Genomic DNA, 20,694 nt, shown 5'->3' with positions numbered 1-20,694 from the left:
TATTTGGTGTATAGAGAATGGCAGGTCTCCTGACTCATGATTTTCGCCACATGAAGCCTTCCCATACATCCGTACAGTGGCACTTTTCCATGCTGCAATCATTTACAGTGGCGGGACCGTGTTAGATTCTCACTAACTTCCCTTTTAAGAGACTTCTGGTAAAAAGGCTAAAGAATTCCTCATCAACCATTTCCCAAAAGTCTCACCATCATCTATCTATTTTATTTTTCGTCTTTTCTGATTATACAATTAAAGGATGTGTAAATAAATATATTCCTTTACTAAAGTTTTAAAAATGGGTCGACAGGAACCGCATGGCCTAATGCTATTCCCTGCTCTGACAATATGCAGGTGTAGCTTAATAATTGCACCCCAGCATGTGCAGCTTCTTCCAAGCTTTTTGCGAATACTGGATCAATTGCAGCTGCTCCTGTCACTATTTCCACATCTTCTCTCTGCACAACAAATAAAATAGCTGTTTTTATTATTCCTTCTCTCGCAATAGCAGTTAATTCTTGCACATGCTTAGAACCCCTTTTGGTAACAGCGTCTGGAAACATCCCAATTCCATTGCTCGCTAAGGTGACACTCTTTACTTCGAGAAGCAGCTGATTGCCTTTTATATCTTTTAATAAGAAATCCCATCGTGAACTACCATAGGTATATTCAGACTTAACCCAATGATAAGTAGAAAGCTCCTCTATCATGGCTTCCTTTAACATTAATTCGACTAACTTATTAGGATACGTAGTATTTATTGACACAAGCAGTCCATTTGATTCCACATATACAGCCGTCCACTTTGTTTTCCGATTAGGATTCATGCTCGGAAGAACATAAATCACAGCCCCTTCAACTAAAAGCTCGATCAGCCGCCCTGGATCTGCCAAATGGACCTTTTCTATTTCTTCTGTTTCCTGATTATAACAGTGTAAAATAAACCGATTAGGGCGCTCCACAAACGTCATTTTCTTTAATGCTGCCGGAAAGCTTACCATTACTTTTCCCCTCATATTCGTCACCAATTAAACGATAGCTAATTGCCATTCTCTTAATTTTTTATCAAAAACAAGTAAAGCATCACTTTTTTTCTTAGCGTTCTTCTCATATTCTTCATACATATCATCCATATTATCAAAATCCCCTAAAACCCAAATTGGTATCTCCAGCTTCAATCGTGTTTGATAGGCTTTTTCAATAGATAGTACCATGCCCTCACTCATATAACGTTTTAACTCTGTTACAATTTCTTTCGGAAGAGGCGGATAAAGCCTTTTCTTTTTAATTCCCAACAACGCTTTCTCTAATTTAAGTTCTGTCACTTTATTTGCAATAACCTCACAAAATAATTGATAAAAGGACTCCATGTTTTTATAATAAATTTTATTAAACCAGCCGTCATCATGAGCTAAATAGGCATATTGGTTGTTTAATTGTTGAAAAAATGGCTTTTTTAAAGGCTCCTGTTTATGTCCCAAATACAAGAGTTCCGCAATCGTTTGCCCTTCTAAAATATCTAATGTTTCCGTCTCATCAAAATCGACCCATACAAAGTCCCCATATCCATAAACATCTTCCATCGATAACGATGCTAATTTATTGTTTGGAACATATTCGAACTGAGTATGTATATGAAATTCTCCATCTTCAAACTGATGCTTTAACAACAAAATAGAGGCAAGAGTATCAGCAAGAATCCTGTAAAACTCTCTAAACTCTATACCATAAGAAAGCACAAAACGTTCTTTCTCATTTAGATGGATATAAACCACATCTCGAATATCATTATTACCTTTTTTCATCAAGTAAACCTCCAAACATTATTAGCTTGTAAACTTAAAGAGCTTTAGCTTACTTTCTTGTTACCGAAATCGCCTTTACTCCATTTTATCGAAATCATGACAAGAAATATTCTCTTGTTTTTATATATTATATTTAAATTCCATGATCTGCTTATACATACTATCCATCATACATCTAGTTGTACTTATTGTAACCATTTTAGTTTAACAAAAAAGAGGAAAAATAGCTTACATAATCTAAAATTTAGAAAAAAAAGGAAGTAAATACTTGGCATGTGAATCATTTAGGGAGAAAGCTAACTGGAATATTCATTAATATTGCGGATTATTCAGCCAAGAGACATCCATCAGAGCGATTTTAGTTAATTTTGTGCTGTTCAAAGGGGCAGTAATAGTCGTTTTTAGATGAATTTTAATGTTTTTAGCTAAATAATTGATTTTATCAGGCAAACTTCTGATTTTATCAGCCAATCTCGACCACTTACCTCCCCCCAACAAAAATACACCGTACTAGGAAATGGAATAACGCAATTTTCCAAAATCCTAGTAACGGTGTCAGTCAAATCCAGCTCAACTTATGGTTGTTTTGCTTAACAATCTTTTCATACTTTTATCCGCTTCTTTTAGCACGATACTTTTATCTATTGTTTTCATGATTTTATTTTCCATTACTATTCTACCGTCTATAATGGTTGTTTCTACATCTGCTCGTGTTGCGGAATAGACAATTCTTGAGATAGGATCAACATCATAGGACGGAAAGGTATGAAAATTTTGCAGGTTTAAAATAGCTAAATCTGCTCGCTTGCCAATTTCCAGACTGCCAATTTCCTTTTCAAGTCCGACTGCTTTTGCTCCGCCTAAGGTTGCCATGCGGAACACTGTTCTCGCATCCATTGCTGTTGGTCCATGTATTGGCTTTTGAATAAGTGCAGCTAATCTCATTTCATTAAACATATCCAAGTTATTATTACACGGAGCCCCATCTGCCCCTAAACTGACGGAAACATGATTGCAAGTAAGATGGTGTGTATCAGCTATCCCTGATGCTAGCTTTAAATTAGAGCCGGGACAATGACTAACATGGACACCCTTCTCTTGAATAATCCGCTTTTCTTCTTCATCCAGCCATATACAATGCGCCAATATCAAGCGGTCATTTGCTAAACCGAGATGATCTAAGTACACCACATTCCTCATACCTGTTTCTTTTTGCACGATTTGAATTTCTCCCTTATTTTCTGAGGCATGGGTGTGCACTTTTACACCATATTTATCTGAAAGAATCTTCACCTCTTTCAATAGCTCTTCCGTACAAGAAACCACAAATCTTGGCGAAAAGGCATATTGAATTCTTCCATTATCAAAGCCATCCCATTTTTCTAATAAATCTACACTCTGTTGAATAGACTCCGCTGTTAATTCCTGCAATGCTAAGGGGACTTCATCTCCTTTATCCATCATTACCTTTCCAGAAACAGCCCGGATTCCACTTTCCGCAAGTGCGCGAAAAGCATGTTCCGTATGATGAACCGTTTCCATATCAACAATCGTTGTTGTCCCGCTTTCCAATAGCTCTCCAATACCAAGCATGGCGGAATAATAAATAGATTCCTCGTCATGAGCAGCCTCAAGTGGCCAGATCCTTTGTTTAAGCCAATCCATTAGCTCAAGATCATCCCCTTTTCCGCGAAAAAGTGTCTGGCATAAGTGAATATGAGTCTGAACAAACCCAGGAATTACCGTTCTATTTGTCGCATCAATCATTTTATCTACGTGATTTTTTTCAAGATTCTCTCCTATTTCCTTAATGATATTCCCTTCTATATAAATATCTCCGGTTATAATTTCTTCTGCTTGATTCATTGTGACTATCTGTGCATTTTTGATTAACATATTTCCCATTTAAACTCCCCCATGCTTGTTTAAATTTCCGCATAAACACAAAAAAACTACGAAAAATATGCTAGTTCAAAGCATATTTTTCGTAGCAAGAAATTTACGGTTTCCAGTAGAGACCCTTAACCCAATTATTAAGGATATACGAAAAAAAGGCGCAATAGCAGCAGTTGCCTGCGGTCATGCATGTTATACCCTTATTTTAATCGAGAGGCAATTCTTTTCAAGTTAATTGTCAGAAAACTTAACAATATTTTTTCAAGGGATCTGTTTTTTCTCAAAATCTCCTTTTTTACAAAGATTTATCCATTTCATTCTTTCACTTAATTACATATAATAAAACAGGGTATATGTCGAATAATAGCCTATAAACATCGGAAGGGAGAGTGAGAAGTATGATACACAAAATGACAGAAAATCAGATCACACTTCACATCATTCAGACACTAAAAGATAATAAAAAATCTGAATTTGAATCCATCGTTGATGAGCTACAACCATATGATATAGCTCAAATTTATGAGAGTCTCCCCGATAAGCATAGGGCTCGTTTTTTGCTTTTCTTAAAAGTCGACTTATTAGCCCATCTCTTGGAGGAATTGGATAAAGAGGAACAGCTGGAAGTTCTAAATACATTAGGAATGGACAAAACAGGGAAAGTTCTAGATTTAATGGACAATGATGACCTAGCTTCCCTTTTAAATGAACTAGCACCAGAAAGAATTAAAGAACTCCTTTCTGGAATGAAAAAAGAAGAATCCATTATTGTACAAAACTTAATGAACTACCCAGATGAAACTGCTGGACGTCTTATGACGAATCGTTTTGTCTGGATTCGTGACTATTACACTACGCGTGAAGCTGTCGATAAACTAAAATCGTTTGCAGATTTCGCGGAAACATTAAGCTATTTATACGTCATTGATCAGAATAGAAAATTAGTTGGTGTTGTTTCCTATCGTGATCTTTTGATTGCTGAACCGCAGGACAAAATTCGTGACATTATGTATGAACGGGTTATTAGTGTAACAGTGGATCAGGACCAAGAAGAAGTAGCGCAAACCATCCAAAAATATGATTTCTTAGCCATTCCCGTTGTTAATGAAGAAAATATCTTAATGGGGATTGTTACAGTTGATGATATGATTGATGTCGTTTTTCAAGAAGCAAATGAAGATATCGAAAAGCTTTCAGCTTCAGGTAAATCGATAGACTTTGATACAAAAGCATCTGTTGCAGCCTACAGAAGACTTCCTTGGTTAATCTTGCTGCTTTTTATTGGGGTTGTATCTGGCAGTATTATAAGCAATTATGAGGATGTTCTTACAAAAGTTGTAGCATTATCTTTTTTTATGCCGATGATTTCTGGAATGACTGGGAACACGGGAACACAATCATTGGCTGTTGTTGTTCGCGGACTTATTTCTAATACGATTAATAAAACAGTTGTAACAAAACTGATTTTTAGGGAATTATTAGTTGGTTTGATCATTGGGATTACCTGCGGCGTTATTATTACGATTATTGCCTATGTCTGGCAAAGCGATCTCATGCTTGGCTTAGTCGTTGGTCTTTCTTTAATTTGTACGCTTATCATTGGAACGCTATCCGGCACTATTATTCCCATTATTCTTTATAAGTTAAATATTGACCCAGCAGTAGCGTCTGGACCATTAATTACAACTCTTAATGATATATTTTCGTTATTTATTTACTTCGGAATCGCACAAATTTTTCTTGCCCATTTAATGTGAAAGAAAAGACTGTCTGTCAAAAGGCAGTCTTTTTAAATCCTGTCTATTTTTTCCAACTATCTTTTTTTATCGATTATGAAAAATAAGGAAACAATTCTGTTTCCATTTCCGTCTATATAAATAGGTAAGAAATTTGAACTAGGGGTTTGCAGAAATGAGAACAAGAAATGTTTTTTCTGAAAGATTTGATTGGACATTATGTCTTTTGCTTATGTTATTTTGTCTAGTTAGCAGTATTGCTATATACAGCGCGAACGCTGTTTACTTACAATCACAAATTATGTGGTATGTTATTGGCGCGGTTGTAATTGCCATTATTATGTATTTTGATAATGAGCAGATTCAACAAATCACTTGGATTTTGTATGGAATAGGGGCCGTTTTATTAATCGGTCTTCTAGTTGCTCCAGAAACGGCATTTACTCCACGCAGAGGCGGAGCGCAGAGTTGGTATGTCATTCCCCATATTGGCAGTATTCAACCGTCTGAATATATGAAGGTCTTTTATATTTTAGCGATTGCTAAAGTTATAAATAATCATAATGTCAAAACCATTCATAAATCTCTGCGAACAGATTTTATTTTGATGTGTAAACTGGCGATCGTAGCTGGTGTTCCAATAGCATTAGTCATTTTGCAGGATTTTGGGACTACACTCGTGTTAATGGCTATATTAATTGGAATGATGTTAGTATCTGGAATTTCATGGAAACTGCTCATTCCTTTATATGGTGCTGCTGCTGCATTTGGTTCCATTGTTTTATACTTAGCTATCTTCGGAAGAGAACTATTAGAAAAATATCTAGGAGTGGATCCCTATCAATTCGCTCGTGTTAATTCCTGGCTAGATCCTCATAATGCTGGCGATGATGGCTTGCAGTTAGTCAAATCGCTGATGGCGATAGGCTCTGGACTTATTAGTGGTAAAGGCTTAGGAAAAGAGGAAGTGTATATTCCCGAAAGACATACAGACTTTATTTTTACGATTATTGGGGAGGAGTACGGATTTATTGGGGGCAGTATTGTCATTATTCTTTATTTTCTTTTAATATTCCACCTAGTTCGAACTGCATTGCAAACAGCCAATCCCTACAGTATTTATATAAGTGTCGGGGTTATTAGTATGATTACATTCCACGTTTTTGAGAATATCGGAATGACTATACAATTATTGCCGATAACAGGGATTCCCCTTCCGTTTATAAGTTATGGGGGCAGCTCTCTAATGTGCAATTTAATGGCAATGGGACTCATATTTAGTATTCGTTATCACCATAAGTCTTATATGTTTTCTTCTAAATCTCTTTCTTTCTAATTATAAGGAACATTTAGACTCCGCGCATCGCTGAGTCTTTTTTTATATTTGTCCATTTGATGAAATCTTTCTCCCTTTTGTTTTCTTTCCTCTGTAATTAGGGTATATATTTTAATAGAACAACAAAAACTATAAAGAAATTTTAGCAGCAAAAAGATGACTATGTTTTATCTAATTGTAATAAAAACTAAATTAAAATAATTATAAATAAGTATTGATTTTAATTTAGAATTTGTTATAATTAATATATAATCAGTCGAAGGGAGTTTGTTAAACATGGGATTACAAACAAAAGTAGAATTACAAAAAGAACTAAACGTACAAATTGCTAACTGGAGCGTATTATACACAAAACTACATCAACATCACTGGTATGTAAAAGGACCGTTTTTCTTCACACTTCATGAAAAATTCGAAGAGTTATATGACGAAGCTGGTGAAGCAGTAGATGAACTTGCAGAGCGCTTGCTTGCTATTGGCGGTAAACCTGTTTCTACATTAAAAGAATTTATCGAAACTTCCACTTTACAAGAAAGTACGGAAAAACGATCTGCAAATGATATGGTGAAATCTTTAGTAGAGGATTATAGCCATATTAATACACAATTAAAAGCACTAGCAGCACATGCAGATGAATTAGAAGATGTGATTACCAATGATTTAGCCATTGATTTAATTGGCAAAATTGAAAAACACTTATGGATGTTAACTGCATACCTTTCTGAATAATATTGGAATGAATCAACCACTTTTTCGTCTTCTTAACGAAAAAGTGGTTTTTTATTTTCCCTTAAAGCTTCTTCTCCCTATTTATCTCTGAAAAGAAGAAAAATCATTTTCCTTCTTTTCGATAAAAAAGTATAATGATGGCAAAAGTATGTATTTTTCATCCCTAGGAGGATAAATATGAAAAAACAATTTGTTGTGATAGGATTAGGCAGCTTTGGTGGTAGTTTAGTGGAAGAATTTCATAAAATGGGGGCGGAAGTATTAGCCATTGATCAATCTCTTGAGAAAGTGGAAAAATATCGACCTTTCGCTACCCTTTGTGTGCAAATGACAAATATTACGGAGGCATCACTAACGCAAATCGGTATTCGAAATTTTGATCACGCTTTTGTTTCGTTTGGAGATGACGTCGAGTCTAGCACCCTTACGACCATGCTGTTAAAAGAGATGGGTCTTAGCAAGGTCTGGGTGAAAGCAGCCGATGTCTATCATAAACGCGTTTTAGAAAAAATCGGTGCTGACCGCGTCATTCATCCAGAACAAGATATGGCAAAAAGAATTGCCCATCATGTTGTTTCTGATAGTATGATTGATTATATAGAGCTTTCAAAAGAACACGGAATTGTGGAAATGGTAGCTTCTCCGAAAATACATAATAAGTCGATTTTAGATTTAGATGTCCGTGCTAATTATGGATGTACTATTATTGGCATCCAACGAGCAGGAGAAACAATTGTCTCTCCATCCGCAAATGAAGTAATCCATCAGGGCGATATCCTCATTATGGTTGGCAGTAATGACTGTTTATATAAATTTGAGGAAAAAGCATTAAGATAATCTTTTTAGAAAAACATAATAGAAAATCACTCCTTAGGAGAAGGCTTTCATTACAGTCTTCTCTTTTTTTATTAATCCTTTCCTACCTTAAACTCCATTTTATCCAACGTTTAATCCTATCCTCACTGGGTATTAAGTAGAATACATTAAGGCTGATTAAAGTTTGTTGTTTTTAATAGGAAACGTATCAATTTTCTAAAGCTCATCGGAACAAATAATTTTACTTATGTAAAAATTAACTTATTTCATTTCTATACGAAACAACATTCTTTAAAATGCCTAATTTAAATCAAGGAGTGAAGAGTATGTACTATAACTGGAATTGGAATTCCTTTTGGGACAAGCTACCTGATTTTATTCTAGCAGTGGTCGTTTTAATTATCGGGTGGATTATTGCAAAAATCATTGAAAAAGCCCTTTATAAAGGACTGCAAAAAACAAATGTTGATGAGAAAATTTTCCCTGAAGGCAAACCCAAAAAATATTCATCTGAAAAGATAATTAGTAAGATTGTTTTCTATCTATTATTAGTTTTTGTCTTTACCCTATTCTTTAATATATTAAATTTAACGGTAATTACATCTCCGTTGGTAAATCTACTTTCCACCATTCTAGGAGCAATACCAAATATTTTAAAGGCAGCATTAATTCTATTAATTGCCTGGGTAGTTGCTTCCGGATTAAGATATCTTATTAAAAAGACAGGAAGCACCTTAAAGGTTCATGAGAGATTACAGAAATGGAATCTTGCAGAAAAGAATAACCCACAAAACATAATGGATAAAGTAGCTAATATTGTATTCTATTTAGTACTCTTATTATTCTTACCTGCTATCCTAGGTGCACTTAATTTATATGGTGTTTCTGAACCATTTGCTAATATGCTTCAAAACATGCTTGCTTTCTTACCAAAACTTTTAGCAGCAGCATTAATCGTTTTAGTAGGCTGGTTTGTTGCAAAAATGGTGCGTACGATTCTAACAAACTTCCTACAAGCAATCGGCACAGAAGCCTTAGCTAAACGCTTAGGTATTAACAAGCTTCTTGATAACGTAAGCTTATCTTCTGTTATCGGGAACATTGTTTTCATTTTAATTCTCATTCCAACTGTTATTTCAGCGCTTGAGAAATTGGACATTCAAGGAATCTCTCAGCCAGCCATTAACATGCTAAATGATATTCTGACAATGATTCCTAATATTGCGACAGCCATTTTCCTTATCTTAATTGGTATTTGGATAGGAAAATGGGTAAAACAAATGGTTGTTACTTTATTAGTTAAACTAAGCTTAGATACGTATGTGCGAAAAATGGGCTTAAACGCTAATACTAGTATTTCAAACATTATTGGGACAATTGTTCAAATTCTGATTGTTTTCTTATTAGCTGTACAAGCATTAAATATTGTCGGACTTGAATTTTTAGTTACACTATCTACGGCTGTTATTGCTTATTTACCAATGGTGATTGCTGCTATTGTCATTATTGGCGTCGGCTTATGGCTAGGTTATCTTGTGCAGAAACTGCTAAGCAGCGTTTTACAAGGCAGCCACTTTAAAGTGTTACCAATTATCGCAAAATATGCGATTATCACTTTGTCTGTCTTTATGGCACTTGACCAATTAAAGGTAGCTTCTTCTATTGTCAACGCTGCCTTTATCTTAATCCTTGGCGGTCTTGCACTAGCATTTGGTCTTGCCTTTGGACTTGGCGGCAAAGAATTTGCTAAAAAACGTTTGGATAAACTGGATAGAAAAATGGAACAAACTTCTATTCAAAAACCAAATGATGATAATCCTTTAAATAGCTAACCAAGCTATAAAGGACAGGCGAAAAATTCTCGTCTGTCCTTTTTCTATATAGGTAAGACGATGTATTTTTACAATATCTTCAAAACGCCTATTGTTATGAAACCCGTTTCATAGTTTAATCTAATTAGGAGAGTATAGACCAGCGTTATATACCAATTTCATTATTCGGTATAGCGTGATGGTTTTACTCTTATATAAATTATGGTATGTCTGTATCCAACAGTTCATAGCCTTCTACTAGAGTCGAAAGCGGTACAATATCAGCATCTTTTTGATAAAGTGGAATGTACTCCTTTAAAACACTTACTACAGCTGGCCCAGAAACTCCGACATGGCCAATCGCAATAAATTCCTGTTCTGTATCTAGCTTTTTCGCTAATCGACTAGCTTGCTTATTAATATATTGACTTGTATATATATGATCAAAAAAAAGATCATTTTCTAAATAAGGGACATTTATTTCCTCGGCCAATTCCTTTATGACACTATCACTTGTTGTCTTACTGTCTAAATAATAAAGACTATGATTTCGACATTCTTCTAAAATAATCCTCATTACTCTTTTATCTTCTGTCGCCTTTGAACCCATATGATGATTCATTCCAACCGCATAAGGAATACTTTCAATCGCATCCTTTACCCGTTTTCTAATTTCTTGATCCGATAAATCTGTTGTGATAGCACCTGGTCCAAGCCAGCTCTTTTTTCCCTTTTTTGGCTCTAGCGGCAGATGAACAATCACTTCATGTCCTTTTTTATGGGCACGAATGGCATCTTCTTTACTTGTAGATAGAAAAGGCATAATCGCTACCGTAATAGGAACAGGTAGATTGAGCATCTCATCTGTCCCTTTCATATTATTACCAAAGTCATCAATGACGATGGCAAGCTCTTTTCTAACTTGATTTTTAGATGGTGCTGCCTCCTGAGCGAAGATTCCCAGCGGAAACGTAAAAAAACAGAAGAAGCATATTAATTTTTTCATGTTATAACCTACCTTGTTTTTCGTTAGTATTTTCTATAACAGGTGGTTACATACAAAAACAGCCCGCTAAAAATTCAGCGAACTGTCTTGTTTTCATTATTTCCGATGCATCTTAAACTCCAAGAATAAATCATTATATTCTGCTAGAGAACGATGACCGAGATTTTCGTATACTTCTAATTTAGATGTCATTTCTTCATCTGGATAGAAACGTTCATCCCCTGTAATATCCTCTGGCAAAAATTCCATTGCTGCCTTGTTAGGAGTAGAATAACCGACATATTCTGTATTTTGGGCCGCATTTTCAGCATCCAGCATAAAATTAATAAATTGATGAGCCCCATCGATATTCTTGGCTGTTTTTGGAATAACCATATTATCGAACCATAGATTAGATCCTTCTTCTGGGACAACATATTCTACATCTTCATTTTCCCACATAATCTCAGCAGCCATTCCAGACCATAAAACACCGATTGATGCTTCTTCATTTTCAATGAGCATACGAATTTCATCGCCCACAATTGCCTTTACATTTGGTGTTAAAGTATCCAATTTTTCCTTTGCTTCCCGCAAGTGATCATGATTTTTATCATTTAAAGAATAATGTAAGCTATTTAAGCTCATCCCCATGATTTCTCTTGCACCATCTATCAGCATAATTTTATTTCTTAAATCCTTATCCCATAAATCATTCCAAGAAGTAATTTTCTTATTATCAAGCATGGCTGGATTATAAACAATTCCTACTGTTCCCCAGAAATAAGGAATCGAGTATTTATTGCCTGGATCAAAGGAAAGATCCATAAATCGACTGTCTATATTTTTCAAGTTAGGAAGCTTCGAATGATCAATCGGAATTAATAAATCTTCTTCCTTCATTTTATCGATCATATATTCAGAGGGAATCGCAATATCATAGCTTGTTCCTCCCTGCTGAATCTTTGTCATCATTGCCTCATTGGAATCAAAGGTTTCATAAATAACCTTAATCCCTGTCTCCTCTTCAAATTTAGAAATTAAGTCTGCATCAATGTAATCTCCCCAGTTATATACCGTTAATGTCTTACCACTCGTATATCCTCTGCTTGAATTTAATTGATGAACAATAAATAGCAGGATGAAGGACAGTGCAAAAATAACAATTAATCCACGAATGAGAGACTTCATTTTCTCACCCCCGCTTGTGGAGTTTTATTAACACGTTGCGTAATGAAATAGTAACCAATGACCAGAAGCAACGTAAATAAGAATAATAAGGTCGATAATGCATTAATATTTAAAGAGATCCCTCGTCGTGCTAAAGAATAAATCTCTACAGATAAGGTGGTAAATCCATTACCTGTTACAAAAAATGTTACAGCAAAGTCATCTAAAGAATAGGTTAATGCCATAAAGAAACCAGCAAATATTCCTGGTGAAATATAAGGAATAATGACTTTTGTCAATACATCCTTCCAGCTTGCTCCAAGATCTAATGCAGCATCGACCAAAGTCGGACTCATTTCTTCCAGCTTAGGTAAAACCATAATCACAACAATAGGAATTGAGAAAGCTATATGTGACAACAGAACCGAAAAGAATCCTAGTTTAATTCCAATGATCGTAAAAAAGATTAAGAAGGAAGCACCAATAATAACATCAGGGCTTACAATAAGCACATTGTTTAAAGACAAAATAGAATTCCTTAAGCCCTTTTTTCTCATCATAGAAATACTAATAGCCCCAAGTACTCCAATAATAGTTGATACGGCTGCAGACAAAAGAGCAATAATAATCGTATTTAAAACGATTATGAGCAATCGTGTATCTTGGAACAACTCCTTATACCAGTCAAATGTAAAGGTATCAAAATCATGCATGGTTCCCCCGCTATTAAACGAGTAAAAAATCAAATAAAAGATAGGGGCATATAATATGATAAAAACAATGCATAAGTACAATACAGACCATTTTGATAGCTTTTTCATCTTATATCCCTCTCTTTCTGTTCCCCGTAAGAACCATGATGATAATCATACTAATAATCAAAAATACAGCTATCGTCGAACCCATTCCCCAATCTTGTGTAATCAGGAAATGCTGTTCAATCGCAGTACCTAATGTTATAACACGGTTCCCTGCAATTAAACGAGTGATCATAAATAGGGATAGAGCTGGAATAAATACAGCTTGGCACCCAGACTTTACTCCATTTAATGTTAGAGGAAAGACAATCTTTTTAAATGTCGTCCAAGATGACGCTCCTAAATCCTGGGACGCATCAACTAAGCTAGGATTCATCTTCTCTAATGCATTGAAAATAGGCAGAATCATAAAAGGAATAAAGATATACACACTTACAAATAGAAAGCTAAAGTCTGTAAAGAGTATTTGTTGTTCCCCAATTCCAAGGAAATTGAGCATTTGATTGGCTGCACCATGTGTTCCAAATATCCCCAAGAATGCATATGCCTTTAATAGAAGATTAATCCATGATGGTAAAATAATTAATAACAGCCATAATTGCTTATGCTTCGTTTTAGTTAATAAATACGCAGTAGGATATGCAATAATTAAGGAAAAGAACGTTATTAAAAAAGCATACCAAAAGGAGCTTAACGTCATTTTCAAATAAACTGGTGTGAAGAACTTCTGATAATTTTCAAACGTAAATGTCCCTTCAATATCAAAGAAAGAATAATAAACAACAAGTGCAACTGGAGCAATAACAAAAAGTACAATCCAAAGATAGTAAGGGACCGTATACCATTTAGTACTACTTTTCATTGGCTGCCCCCTCATACGCTTCTAGTCGTTTATCAAACTCTTCTTCTGTTTCTCCAAGGCGCATAACATGAATAGCCTCTGGTTCAAAATAAAGGCCAATTTCGGTTCCTACCGTTGCTTTCTTTGTAGAGTGAACAAGCCATTCATTTCCATCCTCGTCATACCCACAAATCTCATAATGTACGCCTCTAAATAATTGAGAGTCTACCTTTACCTTTAATTTTCCCGCTTCTAAAGAAGTAATTTCTAAATCCTCCGGGCGTATAACTACTTCAACAGCTTCATTATCGTCAAAGCCACCATCGACACAATCAAAAGTTTTACTGCCAAAATGAACAACAAAATCTTTTTTCATCGTCCCTGGTACAATATTCGATTCCCCGATAAAGTCTGCTACAAAACGATTAATTGGTTCATCATAAATGTCAGTTGGTGTTCCGCTTTGCTCAATGCGTCCTTTATTTAAAACAAAGATTTCATCTGACATGGCCAAAGCTTCTTCCTGATCGTGTGTCACAAAGATAAAAGTAATCCCTAATCTTCTCTGTAATTCTCTTAACTCATATTGCATTTCTGTACGAAGCTTTAAATCAAGTGCAGATAATGGTTCATCGAGAAGAATAATTTCTGGTTCATTTACAATAGCTCTTGCAATTGCAACACGTTGTCTCTGTCCACCAGACATCTCACTAATTTCTCTATTCTCATAGCCTTCCAAGTTAACAAAACGTAGAGCCTCTTTTACTTTTTCTTCAATTACTTGCTTCTTCCATTTTTTTATACGAAGACCAAAGGCCACATTTTCAAATACATTTAAATGGGGGAATAGCGCATAATCTTGGAAAACGGTATTTACCTGTCTTTTATTTGCTGGTATTTTATTAATCAGCTTACCGTTAAAGTAAATATTTCCTTCTGTCGGTTCCATAAATCCAGCAATTAATCGTAAAACAGTCGTTTTACCACAGCCAGATGGACCAAGCAATGTATAAAATTTTCCTCGCTCAATTTCAAAGCTTACATTTTCTAAAACGGTCGTATCTTGATCATAGCTCTTTGTTACATTTTCAAATTGAATAATATGCTGCTCAGACATAATATCCCCCTCTTCATTTATTTTTTTATTGTTTATGAATTCTTCCTATAAATAAGAATCTGTGACTACAAGAATTAATTCCGTAACATCATCTGCTAGATTTATTAATTGATGTTCCTCTGTAGCATGATAGTAAATAGATTCCCCTTTTTTAGCCCGATACTCTTGTCTGCCTAATTTCAACAGAATTTCCCCTTCTACTACGTATGCAAATGTTTCTGATAAAGAAGGTTCAAATTTTTTAAATTCTCCATTTTTAGAAAAGAATAGCCGTATTGGTTCCATTTCTTTTTCATTTGATTCAGGAACTAGCCATTGAATCCGATACCCTTTCTCTTCATCAAGAAAATCTGTTATATCTTCCTCTGTATAAACAACCTTCTGCTTTCGCTCTTCATCGTCGAAGAATTCTTTCGGTGAACATCCCAACACTTCTAAAATATCAAAGAATGTCTCAATGGAAGGAGAACTTAAGTCTCTCTCTAGCTGAGATATATATCCCTTGCTTAAATCGGTTCTTTCTCCTAATTCTTCTTGTGTTAACCCTTTTTTCAACCGTAAATTCTTTATTTTTTTTCCAATTTCCATGATTCAACCTACTTTTTGTTTAGAAATAGTAAACTTGAAGGCACAAAAGTTTTGTATAACTAAACTTAAAGTTTAGTTATACCCAGTTATTATACATTAATTTCTTTAACTTTCAATCCCTTTTTCGCTCTGTGAACTATTTTCCAATAGCATTCATATAAATTATTTCTATAAAGCAAAAATGCCCCATAACATAATGTTTTAAAGCTTGTAGTGTTTGTAAACAAAACACCGCTCTACAACATTTTTTATGAGGCAACTGCGACCTTTTATTACTCTTCTTTCCCTGTCGCTAGTGGTATATACTTTCCGTTATCTATTTTTTCAATTTTTTTAAAATGAATCAGCTTTTTTAAAGATGCATTGCAATATGCTGAAGCATCATAGGAATCTCTACCAACTCTTATTCCAATCTCTGTAGGGCCAATCCCTACCTTTCCCCCTTTTTCCTTATACAAATCACACAGTGCGTTATAAATATTTTCATCTTTTTCCGTAATTCGTAGTTTGGAATATTGCTTCAATCTTTATTCCTCCTATTGCTCCCATTTTACTGCAGCTATTAACAGATTTCTTTTCCCTTACATAACTATTCTTTTTCGTCTAAATTTTCCATAAACCATATATACTGTCTAAGTCTGCTAAGTTAAGCATACTAATCCTTTATAAAAATTACAGGCTTTTATGCTATTTTTTTAAAAAATAGATAATACGTTTCAAAATCCCAATTGTTAATAGGGCAAAAGGTTTATTTCAATATATTGAACACCTCTTCCTCTTTCCTATTTTTTTGGTAATCAATCCCCTATTGGTAAATGCTGTTTTTGACTCTTTTCCCCTATTTCGAATATACCAATCTCCTATTTTGTTCAAAATAATGAACAAAATAGGAGATAAAGAAAAAACACTTGAATTATTCAAGTGTTTTTTTAGGTAATATTTAATGTTCTCTGTTTAATTTATAGTGCTTTTTAAACATGAAATGTTCCCCATACGAGGGAAACAATTTTAACTTTTTCACTTCTTCTGGATGTTTAATCATCATTTCTTTTAATAACTCTTTTGGCTGTTTCTTTTCTGTCTCAATCCCCAACTCTTTCGCTTTCTTAATAATTTGTGTATCTCTTATCTCATCGGCGATTTGCTTAAAATCTTTTCCTTCCGTTTGAATATTAAGCTTTTTTGCTTCAGTCATAATCATTTTTTCTTGCACTTCTTTACCTAGCTGCTGCATTGTTTTTCCTTTTGTATCTATTCCCAGTTCTTTTGCCTGTTTCGAGATTTTCGCCTCAAACACTTCTTTCATTAATGTTTTGGCATCTTTCCCCTCTGTACTGATTCCTAGCGACTTTGCTTCCTCTTTAAGATGGGCAGTATGTACTTCCATCGCTATTTGCTGTAAATCTTTCCCCTCTGTTTTTATTCCTAATTTTTGTGCTTCCTTCTTTATTAATACGTCATGAATTTCTTTTTTAATCGCAGCTGTGTCTTTACCTTCTGTCTTTATTCCCAGACTTCTTGCCATTTCTATTAGAAACTGTTTATCTTCTTGGGTTATCTCTCTTTTCTCTGGAGATGGAGTTGCACTTGCTAAAGAACTAAAGCTGGTTAATGCTATAGTAGTTAGCATCAACAGCAACATTATTTTTTTCATCTAACTCTTCCTTTCCATTTAAATAGGTAAAATTTATACCTTCATAGCCTTTCCTCTTCTTTGTTTTATATGTAAGATTTTCCTAAAAATATTTGCTTTTTTGTAATCCATTTTCTTATCTAATTAAGGATTTATGCTTAACCATTAGACATCTAAAGCTCCTTCTGCTATTTTACATATATACCATATTTGCTGGAGATGAGTTTATTAGATGAGTAAATTTACAAAGGAATATATTATAACCATGGAGGATATTGTGAGAGAAGGCGATCCTATCCTTCGTGAAAAAACAAAGGAAGTATCTATTCCTCCTACTGAAGAGGATAAAGAAGAGCTGCAATGCATGCTGAAATATTTGAAAAATAGTCAGGATCCAATCTTGTCAAAAAAATACCAACTACGAGCAGGGGTAGGATTATCGGCAAACCAAATTGGCTTAAATAAACGAATGTTTGCGAGTTATATGAGGCAAGAAAACGGTGAAGCATTGGAATATATGTTAATCAACCCTAAGATCATTAGTCATTCTACTGCCATGACCTATATTCCCGAGAGTGAAGGCTGTCTTTCTATTGATCGATCCATTGTTGGCTATGTTCCACGCTATCGTAGGATAACGGTTCGAGCATACAATATACATGGCGAAGAAGTAAAAATTAAATTAAAGGATTATGAAGCAATCGTCTTTCAACATGAAATAGATCACTTAAACGGAATACTATTTTATGATCATATCAATAGTAAAAATCCATTTGAGCTGCCTGCCAATGTGGATATTACTCCTTTATATTAACTTTTTATTTCTTCATTCTGAATATAAAAAAGCAGATAGCATTTGCTATCCGCTTTTTTTATTTACTTTTTATCTTTTTGATCTTTTTGATCTTTTTCTAACTTATTATCAATTTTATATTTTGCAGTAGCCTCATTTAACCAAGTACCAGCTTTTTCTTGTACCTTTTGTGCTAATAAAGCTTCTTTAATTTTCGCTTTTGAATCTTCTAATGTTGCTTCTTTTGCTTCTTTTTTACCAGTTACTTTAATAATATGGTATCCAAAATCTGTTTTAACTGGGTCGCTAATTTCATCTACTTTCATTGAGAACGCCGCTTTGTCAAAGGCTTCAACCATTTTTCCTGTAGTAAAGTAGCCTAATTCTCCACCTTTATCTTTTGTTTGTGTGTCAGTAGAATATTCTTTAGCTAATTTAGCAAAGTCTTCCCCGTCGTCTAACTTCTTCTTCACTTCTTTTGCAGTTTTTTCATCTTCTACTAAGATATGACTTGCCTCCACTTGCTCTGGAGTGCCAAAACTTGCTTTATTATCTTCAAAGTATGTTTTAATCTCATCATCTGTGATTTCGATAGACGGCTCAAGAATTTTTGTTACTTTTAGATTTTGTTCCACTTGTTCTTTAAATAAATCTTCTGTCATCCCATTTTGAGCTAACAACATATTAAAGGTTTCTTGCCCACCGTACTGTTTAATCATCTTGTCCAATTCTGCTTGGACGTCTTTATCCGTTACTTTCACTTTCGCTTTATCAGCTTCAAGATCTACTACTTTATTAGAGATCATCATATTTAATACAGTTGCGCCATATTGTTTGTTTAGCTCTTTATTTAGTTGCTCTTGTGTAATCTTTTCGTTTTCCACCGTTGCGACTGTTTTACTTCGTTGTGTTAGATAAACCGCTCCTATTATTAACGCTACTAGTACTACCGCTAGAATAGGAATAAGAACCTTCTTATTTTTCATATTAAGCTAAAATCCTCTCTGCACAAAATTTTGGATATAACGGGCATACCCCTATTATAACTCTTACACTATATTATCATATAATTATGACGAAATTATTAACAGATTTAAAAAAATTCCATCCTATTACGAAATAAGATGGAATTTTTTCGACAAATTTCGTATGTTTCACATGAAACTTGTCGATTAATTTATCGTATTATTACTTGTTAACGTTAATTCCACTTTTTGAGATTTGCCATCTCTATAAATTTCTAGTTTTACTTTATCGCCAATTTTCACTTCTGAATATAGATATTTTCGTAAATCTGTTGAATTAGCTACTTTTTTGCCATCGATGGCTACAATAACATCCTGAACTTTCAAACCAGCTTTAGCAGCGGCAGAATTAGCATCAATATTAGTAATCATTACTCCTTCTGAAACTTTATTTGGCAGGTCTTGCAAATACATACGAGGAACTTCTTCTAAGCTTGCTAATCCTACTCCAAGATATGGACGTTCTACTTTTCCCTTCTCAATTATCTCATTAACTATTGGAATTAAGTCATTACTTGGAATCGCAAAGCCTAGTCCTTCAACACCACTATCAGCGATTTTCAAACTGTTTATGCCAATTACCTCTCCTTTTGAGTTGATTAATGCTCCACCACTGTTACCAGGATTAATAGCTGCATCGGTTTGAATAACATTAAATTCCCAATCACCGGCAGATGTATTTACTGTAATGCTTCGATCTACAGCACTTACTATACCTTGTGTGACTGTTCGAGACAGCTGTTGCCCAAGTGGATTCCCAATAGCCCATACTTGATCGCCAGGTCTCAATGTAGAAGAATCGCCAAAATTGATAATATCAGAAGCATATTTAGCATCAATTCTTACTACCGCTAAATCAGTTAAGGCATCTGCCCCAATTAGCTTAGCCTCCGTTTTATCCCCGTTATAAAGGGAGATTTCTAATGCATTTGCTCCTTCGATTACGTGGTTATTTGTCACTATATATGCATATTGATTATCTTTCTTAAAGATAATACCAGATCCAGAACCAGATTCTACATCACTGGAATTCTGAGAAAATGGATTTGATTGCTTTTGCATGTTTACAATCCCTACAATTGCTTTAGAAGATGACTCCACCATATCCGCAATAGCTAATGTACCATCACTAGTTTTTGTATTCGATGTTGTATTGGCAGTAATTGATCCCGTCTGTTTACCTTCCACTTTATTAGATAGCTCTGCGACCTGCTTTTCGAGCTTATCATAGGAATCATTATAAAGGTCTGTATGGGGAATCGTAAAAAAAGTTAACGCAGAACCGACAACACCTGCTGCCAACAAAGAAAGGAAACCTTTTGTTTTTGAAGCATCTTTTCGAGTATTATATTGTGTTCTTTCCGAACTGGCTTCTGCTTGTTCTTCTTCTTTTTCAAGATGAACTTGCTCTTCTTTTCCAGCAGCATATTCCGCTTCTTCAGGCTTGTTTATTTCTTCTTTCACTACAGGATCTTCTGAAACTGTTCGTTCTTCCTTCTCTTCTAATATTTCTTCTCCCCCAAGGTTTGTATCTGCAGCCTCAGGGCGATCTTTCTCCCATTCATTTCTTTTTTCCAAATCACTCATTATTTGTTCCTCCTATTAACAAGTATCAACATATATTTCAGTTCATTACTTTTCTTTTCATTTCTAATAAT

20 protein-coding genes and 2 riboswitches are annotated in these 20,694 nt (G+C 34.6%); of the genes, 6 read left to right on the top strand and 14 right to left on the bottom strand.

Features of this window, described 5'->3' with window-relative positions:
* Positions 1–2: 2 nt before the first annotated feature.
* Positions 3–201, bottom strand: a riboswitch (cobalamin riboswitch).
* A gap of 80 nt (positions 202–281) precedes the next feature.
* From sfsA to BCI01S_RS16555, 4 genes are all read right to left on the bottom strand, one after another.
* Positions 282–998, bottom strand: a complete 717-nt coding sequence (gene sfsA, locus BCI01S_RS16565; RefSeq protein WP_235844526.1) for a DNA/RNA nuclease SfsA — start codon at positions 996–998, stop codon at positions 282–284.
* A gap of 27 nt (positions 999–1,025) precedes the next feature.
* A complete protein-coding gene (locus BCI01S_RS16560) occupies positions 1,026–1,802 on the bottom strand; it encodes a hypothetical protein (protein ID WP_047944203.1) in 777 nt (258 codons plus the stop codon).
* A gap of 312 nt (positions 1,803–2,114) precedes the next feature.
* Positions 2,115–2,273 carry a hypothetical protein gene (locus BCI01S_RS25335; protein ID WP_156485450.1) on the bottom strand — a complete coding sequence of 53 codons (159 nt, stop codon included), beginning with the start codon at positions 2,271–2,273 and terminating at the stop codon, positions 2,115–2,117.
* Between the two features lie 99 nt (positions 2,274–2,372).
* On the bottom strand, positions 2,373–3,707 hold the full coding sequence (locus tag BCI01S_RS16555) for a 5'-deoxyadenosine deaminase (RefSeq protein WP_047944204.1): 1,335 nt from the start codon (positions 3,705–3,707) through the stop codon (positions 2,373–2,375).
* A 63-nt stretch (positions 3,708–3,770) separates the two neighbouring features.
* A riboswitch (purine riboswitch) is annotated at positions 3,771–3,869 on the bottom strand.
* 227 nt (positions 3,870–4,096) lie between these two features.
* Here BCI01S_RS16555 and mgtE point away from each other — a divergent pair.
* The 5 genes from mgtE (at position 4,097) to BCI01S_RS16530 (ending at position 10,147) form a co-directional block, all read left to right on the top strand.
* Positions 4,097–5,455, top strand: coding sequence for a magnesium transporter (gene mgtE / locus BCI01S_RS16550; protein ID WP_061800145.1), 1,359 nt, complete (start codon positions 4,097–4,099; stop codon positions 5,453–5,455).
* Between the two features lie 154 nt (positions 5,456–5,609).
* Positions 5,610–6,770, top strand: coding sequence for an FtsW/RodA/SpoVE family cell cycle protein (locus BCI01S_RS16545; RefSeq protein ID WP_061800140.1), 1,161 nt, complete (start codon positions 5,610–5,612; stop codon positions 6,768–6,770).
* A 276-nt stretch (positions 6,771–7,046) separates the two neighbouring features.
* Positions 7,047–7,499, top strand: a complete 453-nt coding sequence (locus BCI01S_RS16540) for a Dps family protein (protein WP_047944207.1) — start codon at positions 7,047–7,049, stop codon at positions 7,497–7,499.
* Between the two features lie 177 nt (positions 7,500–7,676).
* Complete coding sequence (locus BCI01S_RS16535) at positions 7,677–8,336, top strand: potassium channel family protein (protein WP_047944208.1); 660 nt, start codon at positions 7,677–7,679, stop codon at positions 8,334–8,336.
* Positions 8,337–8,641: 305 nt separating this feature from the next.
* On the top strand, positions 8,642–10,147 hold the full coding sequence (locus tag BCI01S_RS16530) for a mechanosensitive ion channel (protein ID WP_061800133.1): 1,506 nt from the start codon (positions 8,642–8,644) through the stop codon (positions 10,145–10,147).
* 199 nt (positions 10,148–10,346) lie between these two features.
* Here the strand turns inward: BCI01S_RS16530 and BCI01S_RS16525 are convergent, their stop codons facing one another.
* The 8 genes from BCI01S_RS16525 to BCI01S_RS16490 all read right to left on the bottom strand — a co-directional run bounded on the left by BCI01S_RS16525 (position 10,347) and on the right by BCI01S_RS16490 (position 17,239).
* The gene (locus BCI01S_RS16525; RefSeq protein ID WP_061800127.1) at positions 10,347–11,132 is read right to left on the bottom strand and encodes a divergent polysaccharide deacetylase family protein; all 786 of its coding nucleotides are present in this window, start codon (positions 11,130–11,132) and stop codon (positions 10,347–10,349) included.
* A 96-nt stretch (positions 11,133–11,228) separates the two neighbouring features.
* Positions 11,229–12,302 carry an ABC transporter substrate-binding protein gene (locus BCI01S_RS16520; protein WP_061800122.1) on the bottom strand — a complete coding sequence of 358 codons (1,074 nt, stop codon included), beginning with the start codon at positions 12,300–12,302 and terminating at the stop codon, positions 11,229–11,231.
* Entirely contained in the window at positions 12,299–13,102 is an 804-nt protein-coding gene (locus tag BCI01S_RS16515) for an ABC transporter permease (protein ID WP_047944212.1), read from the bottom strand. The genes BCI01S_RS16520 and BCI01S_RS16515 overlap by 4 nt, the downstream gene beginning before the upstream one ends.
* 1 nt (position 13,103) lies before the next feature.
* Positions 13,104–13,901 (bottom strand): ABC transporter permease, encoded by a 798-nt coding sequence (locus tag BCI01S_RS16510; protein ID WP_047944213.1) that lies wholly within the window; start codon positions 13,899–13,901, stop codon positions 13,104–13,106.
* The gene (locus BCI01S_RS16505; RefSeq protein ID WP_047944214.1) at positions 13,891–14,997 is read right to left on the bottom strand and encodes an ABC transporter ATP-binding protein; all 1,107 of its coding nucleotides are present in this window, start codon (positions 14,995–14,997) and stop codon (positions 13,891–13,893) included. The genes BCI01S_RS16510 and BCI01S_RS16505 overlap by 11 nt, the downstream gene beginning before the upstream one ends.
* 45 nt (positions 14,998–15,042) lie before the next feature.
* Positions 15,043–15,585, bottom strand: a complete 543-nt coding sequence (locus BCI01S_RS16500; protein ID WP_047944216.1) for a helix-turn-helix domain-containing protein — start codon at positions 15,583–15,585, stop codon at positions 15,043–15,045.
* A gap of 272 nt (positions 15,586–15,857) precedes the next feature.
* The gene (locus tag BCI01S_RS16495) at positions 15,858–16,109 is read right to left on the bottom strand and encodes a hypothetical protein (protein WP_047944217.1); all 252 of its coding nucleotides are present in this window, start codon (positions 16,107–16,109) and stop codon (positions 15,858–15,860) included.
* A 416-nt stretch (positions 16,110–16,525) separates the two neighbouring features.
* Entirely contained in the window at positions 16,526–17,239 is a 714-nt protein-coding gene (locus BCI01S_RS16490) for a hypothetical protein (protein WP_061800117.1), read from the bottom strand.
* 211 nt (positions 17,240–17,450) lie between these two features.
* Here BCI01S_RS16490 and def point away from each other — a divergent pair, with 211 nt between their 5' ends.
* The gene (def, locus tag BCI01S_RS16485; protein WP_061800113.1) at positions 17,451–18,032 is read left to right on the top strand and encodes a peptide deformylase; all 582 of its coding nucleotides are present in this window, start codon (positions 17,451–17,453) and stop codon (positions 18,030–18,032) included.
* A 62-nt stretch (positions 18,033–18,094) separates the two neighbouring features.
* On the opposite strand, the gene BCI01S_RS16480 is transcribed toward def, so the two are convergent.
* Both BCI01S_RS16480 and BCI01S_RS16475 read right to left on the bottom strand, forming a co-directional pair.
* Positions 18,095–18,997, bottom strand: coding sequence for a peptidylprolyl isomerase (locus BCI01S_RS16480; RefSeq protein WP_061800108.1), 903 nt, complete (start codon positions 18,995–18,997; stop codon positions 18,095–18,097).
* 186 nt (positions 18,998–19,183) lie between these two features.
* A complete protein-coding gene (locus BCI01S_RS16475; RefSeq protein ID WP_061800103.1) occupies positions 19,184–20,623 on the bottom strand; it encodes a S1C family serine protease in 1,440 nt (479 codons plus the stop codon).
* Positions 20,624–20,694: the final 71 nt, after the last annotated feature.

Source organism: Niallia circulans NBRC 13626 (genome assembly GCF_001591585.1).
GTDB classification, from domain to species: domain Bacteria; phylum Bacillota; class Bacilli; order Bacillales; family Cytobacillaceae; genus Niallia; species Niallia circulans.
Note: the sequence above shows the minus strand (reverse complement) of the source record. Positions and strands in the feature narration are given on the sequence as shown.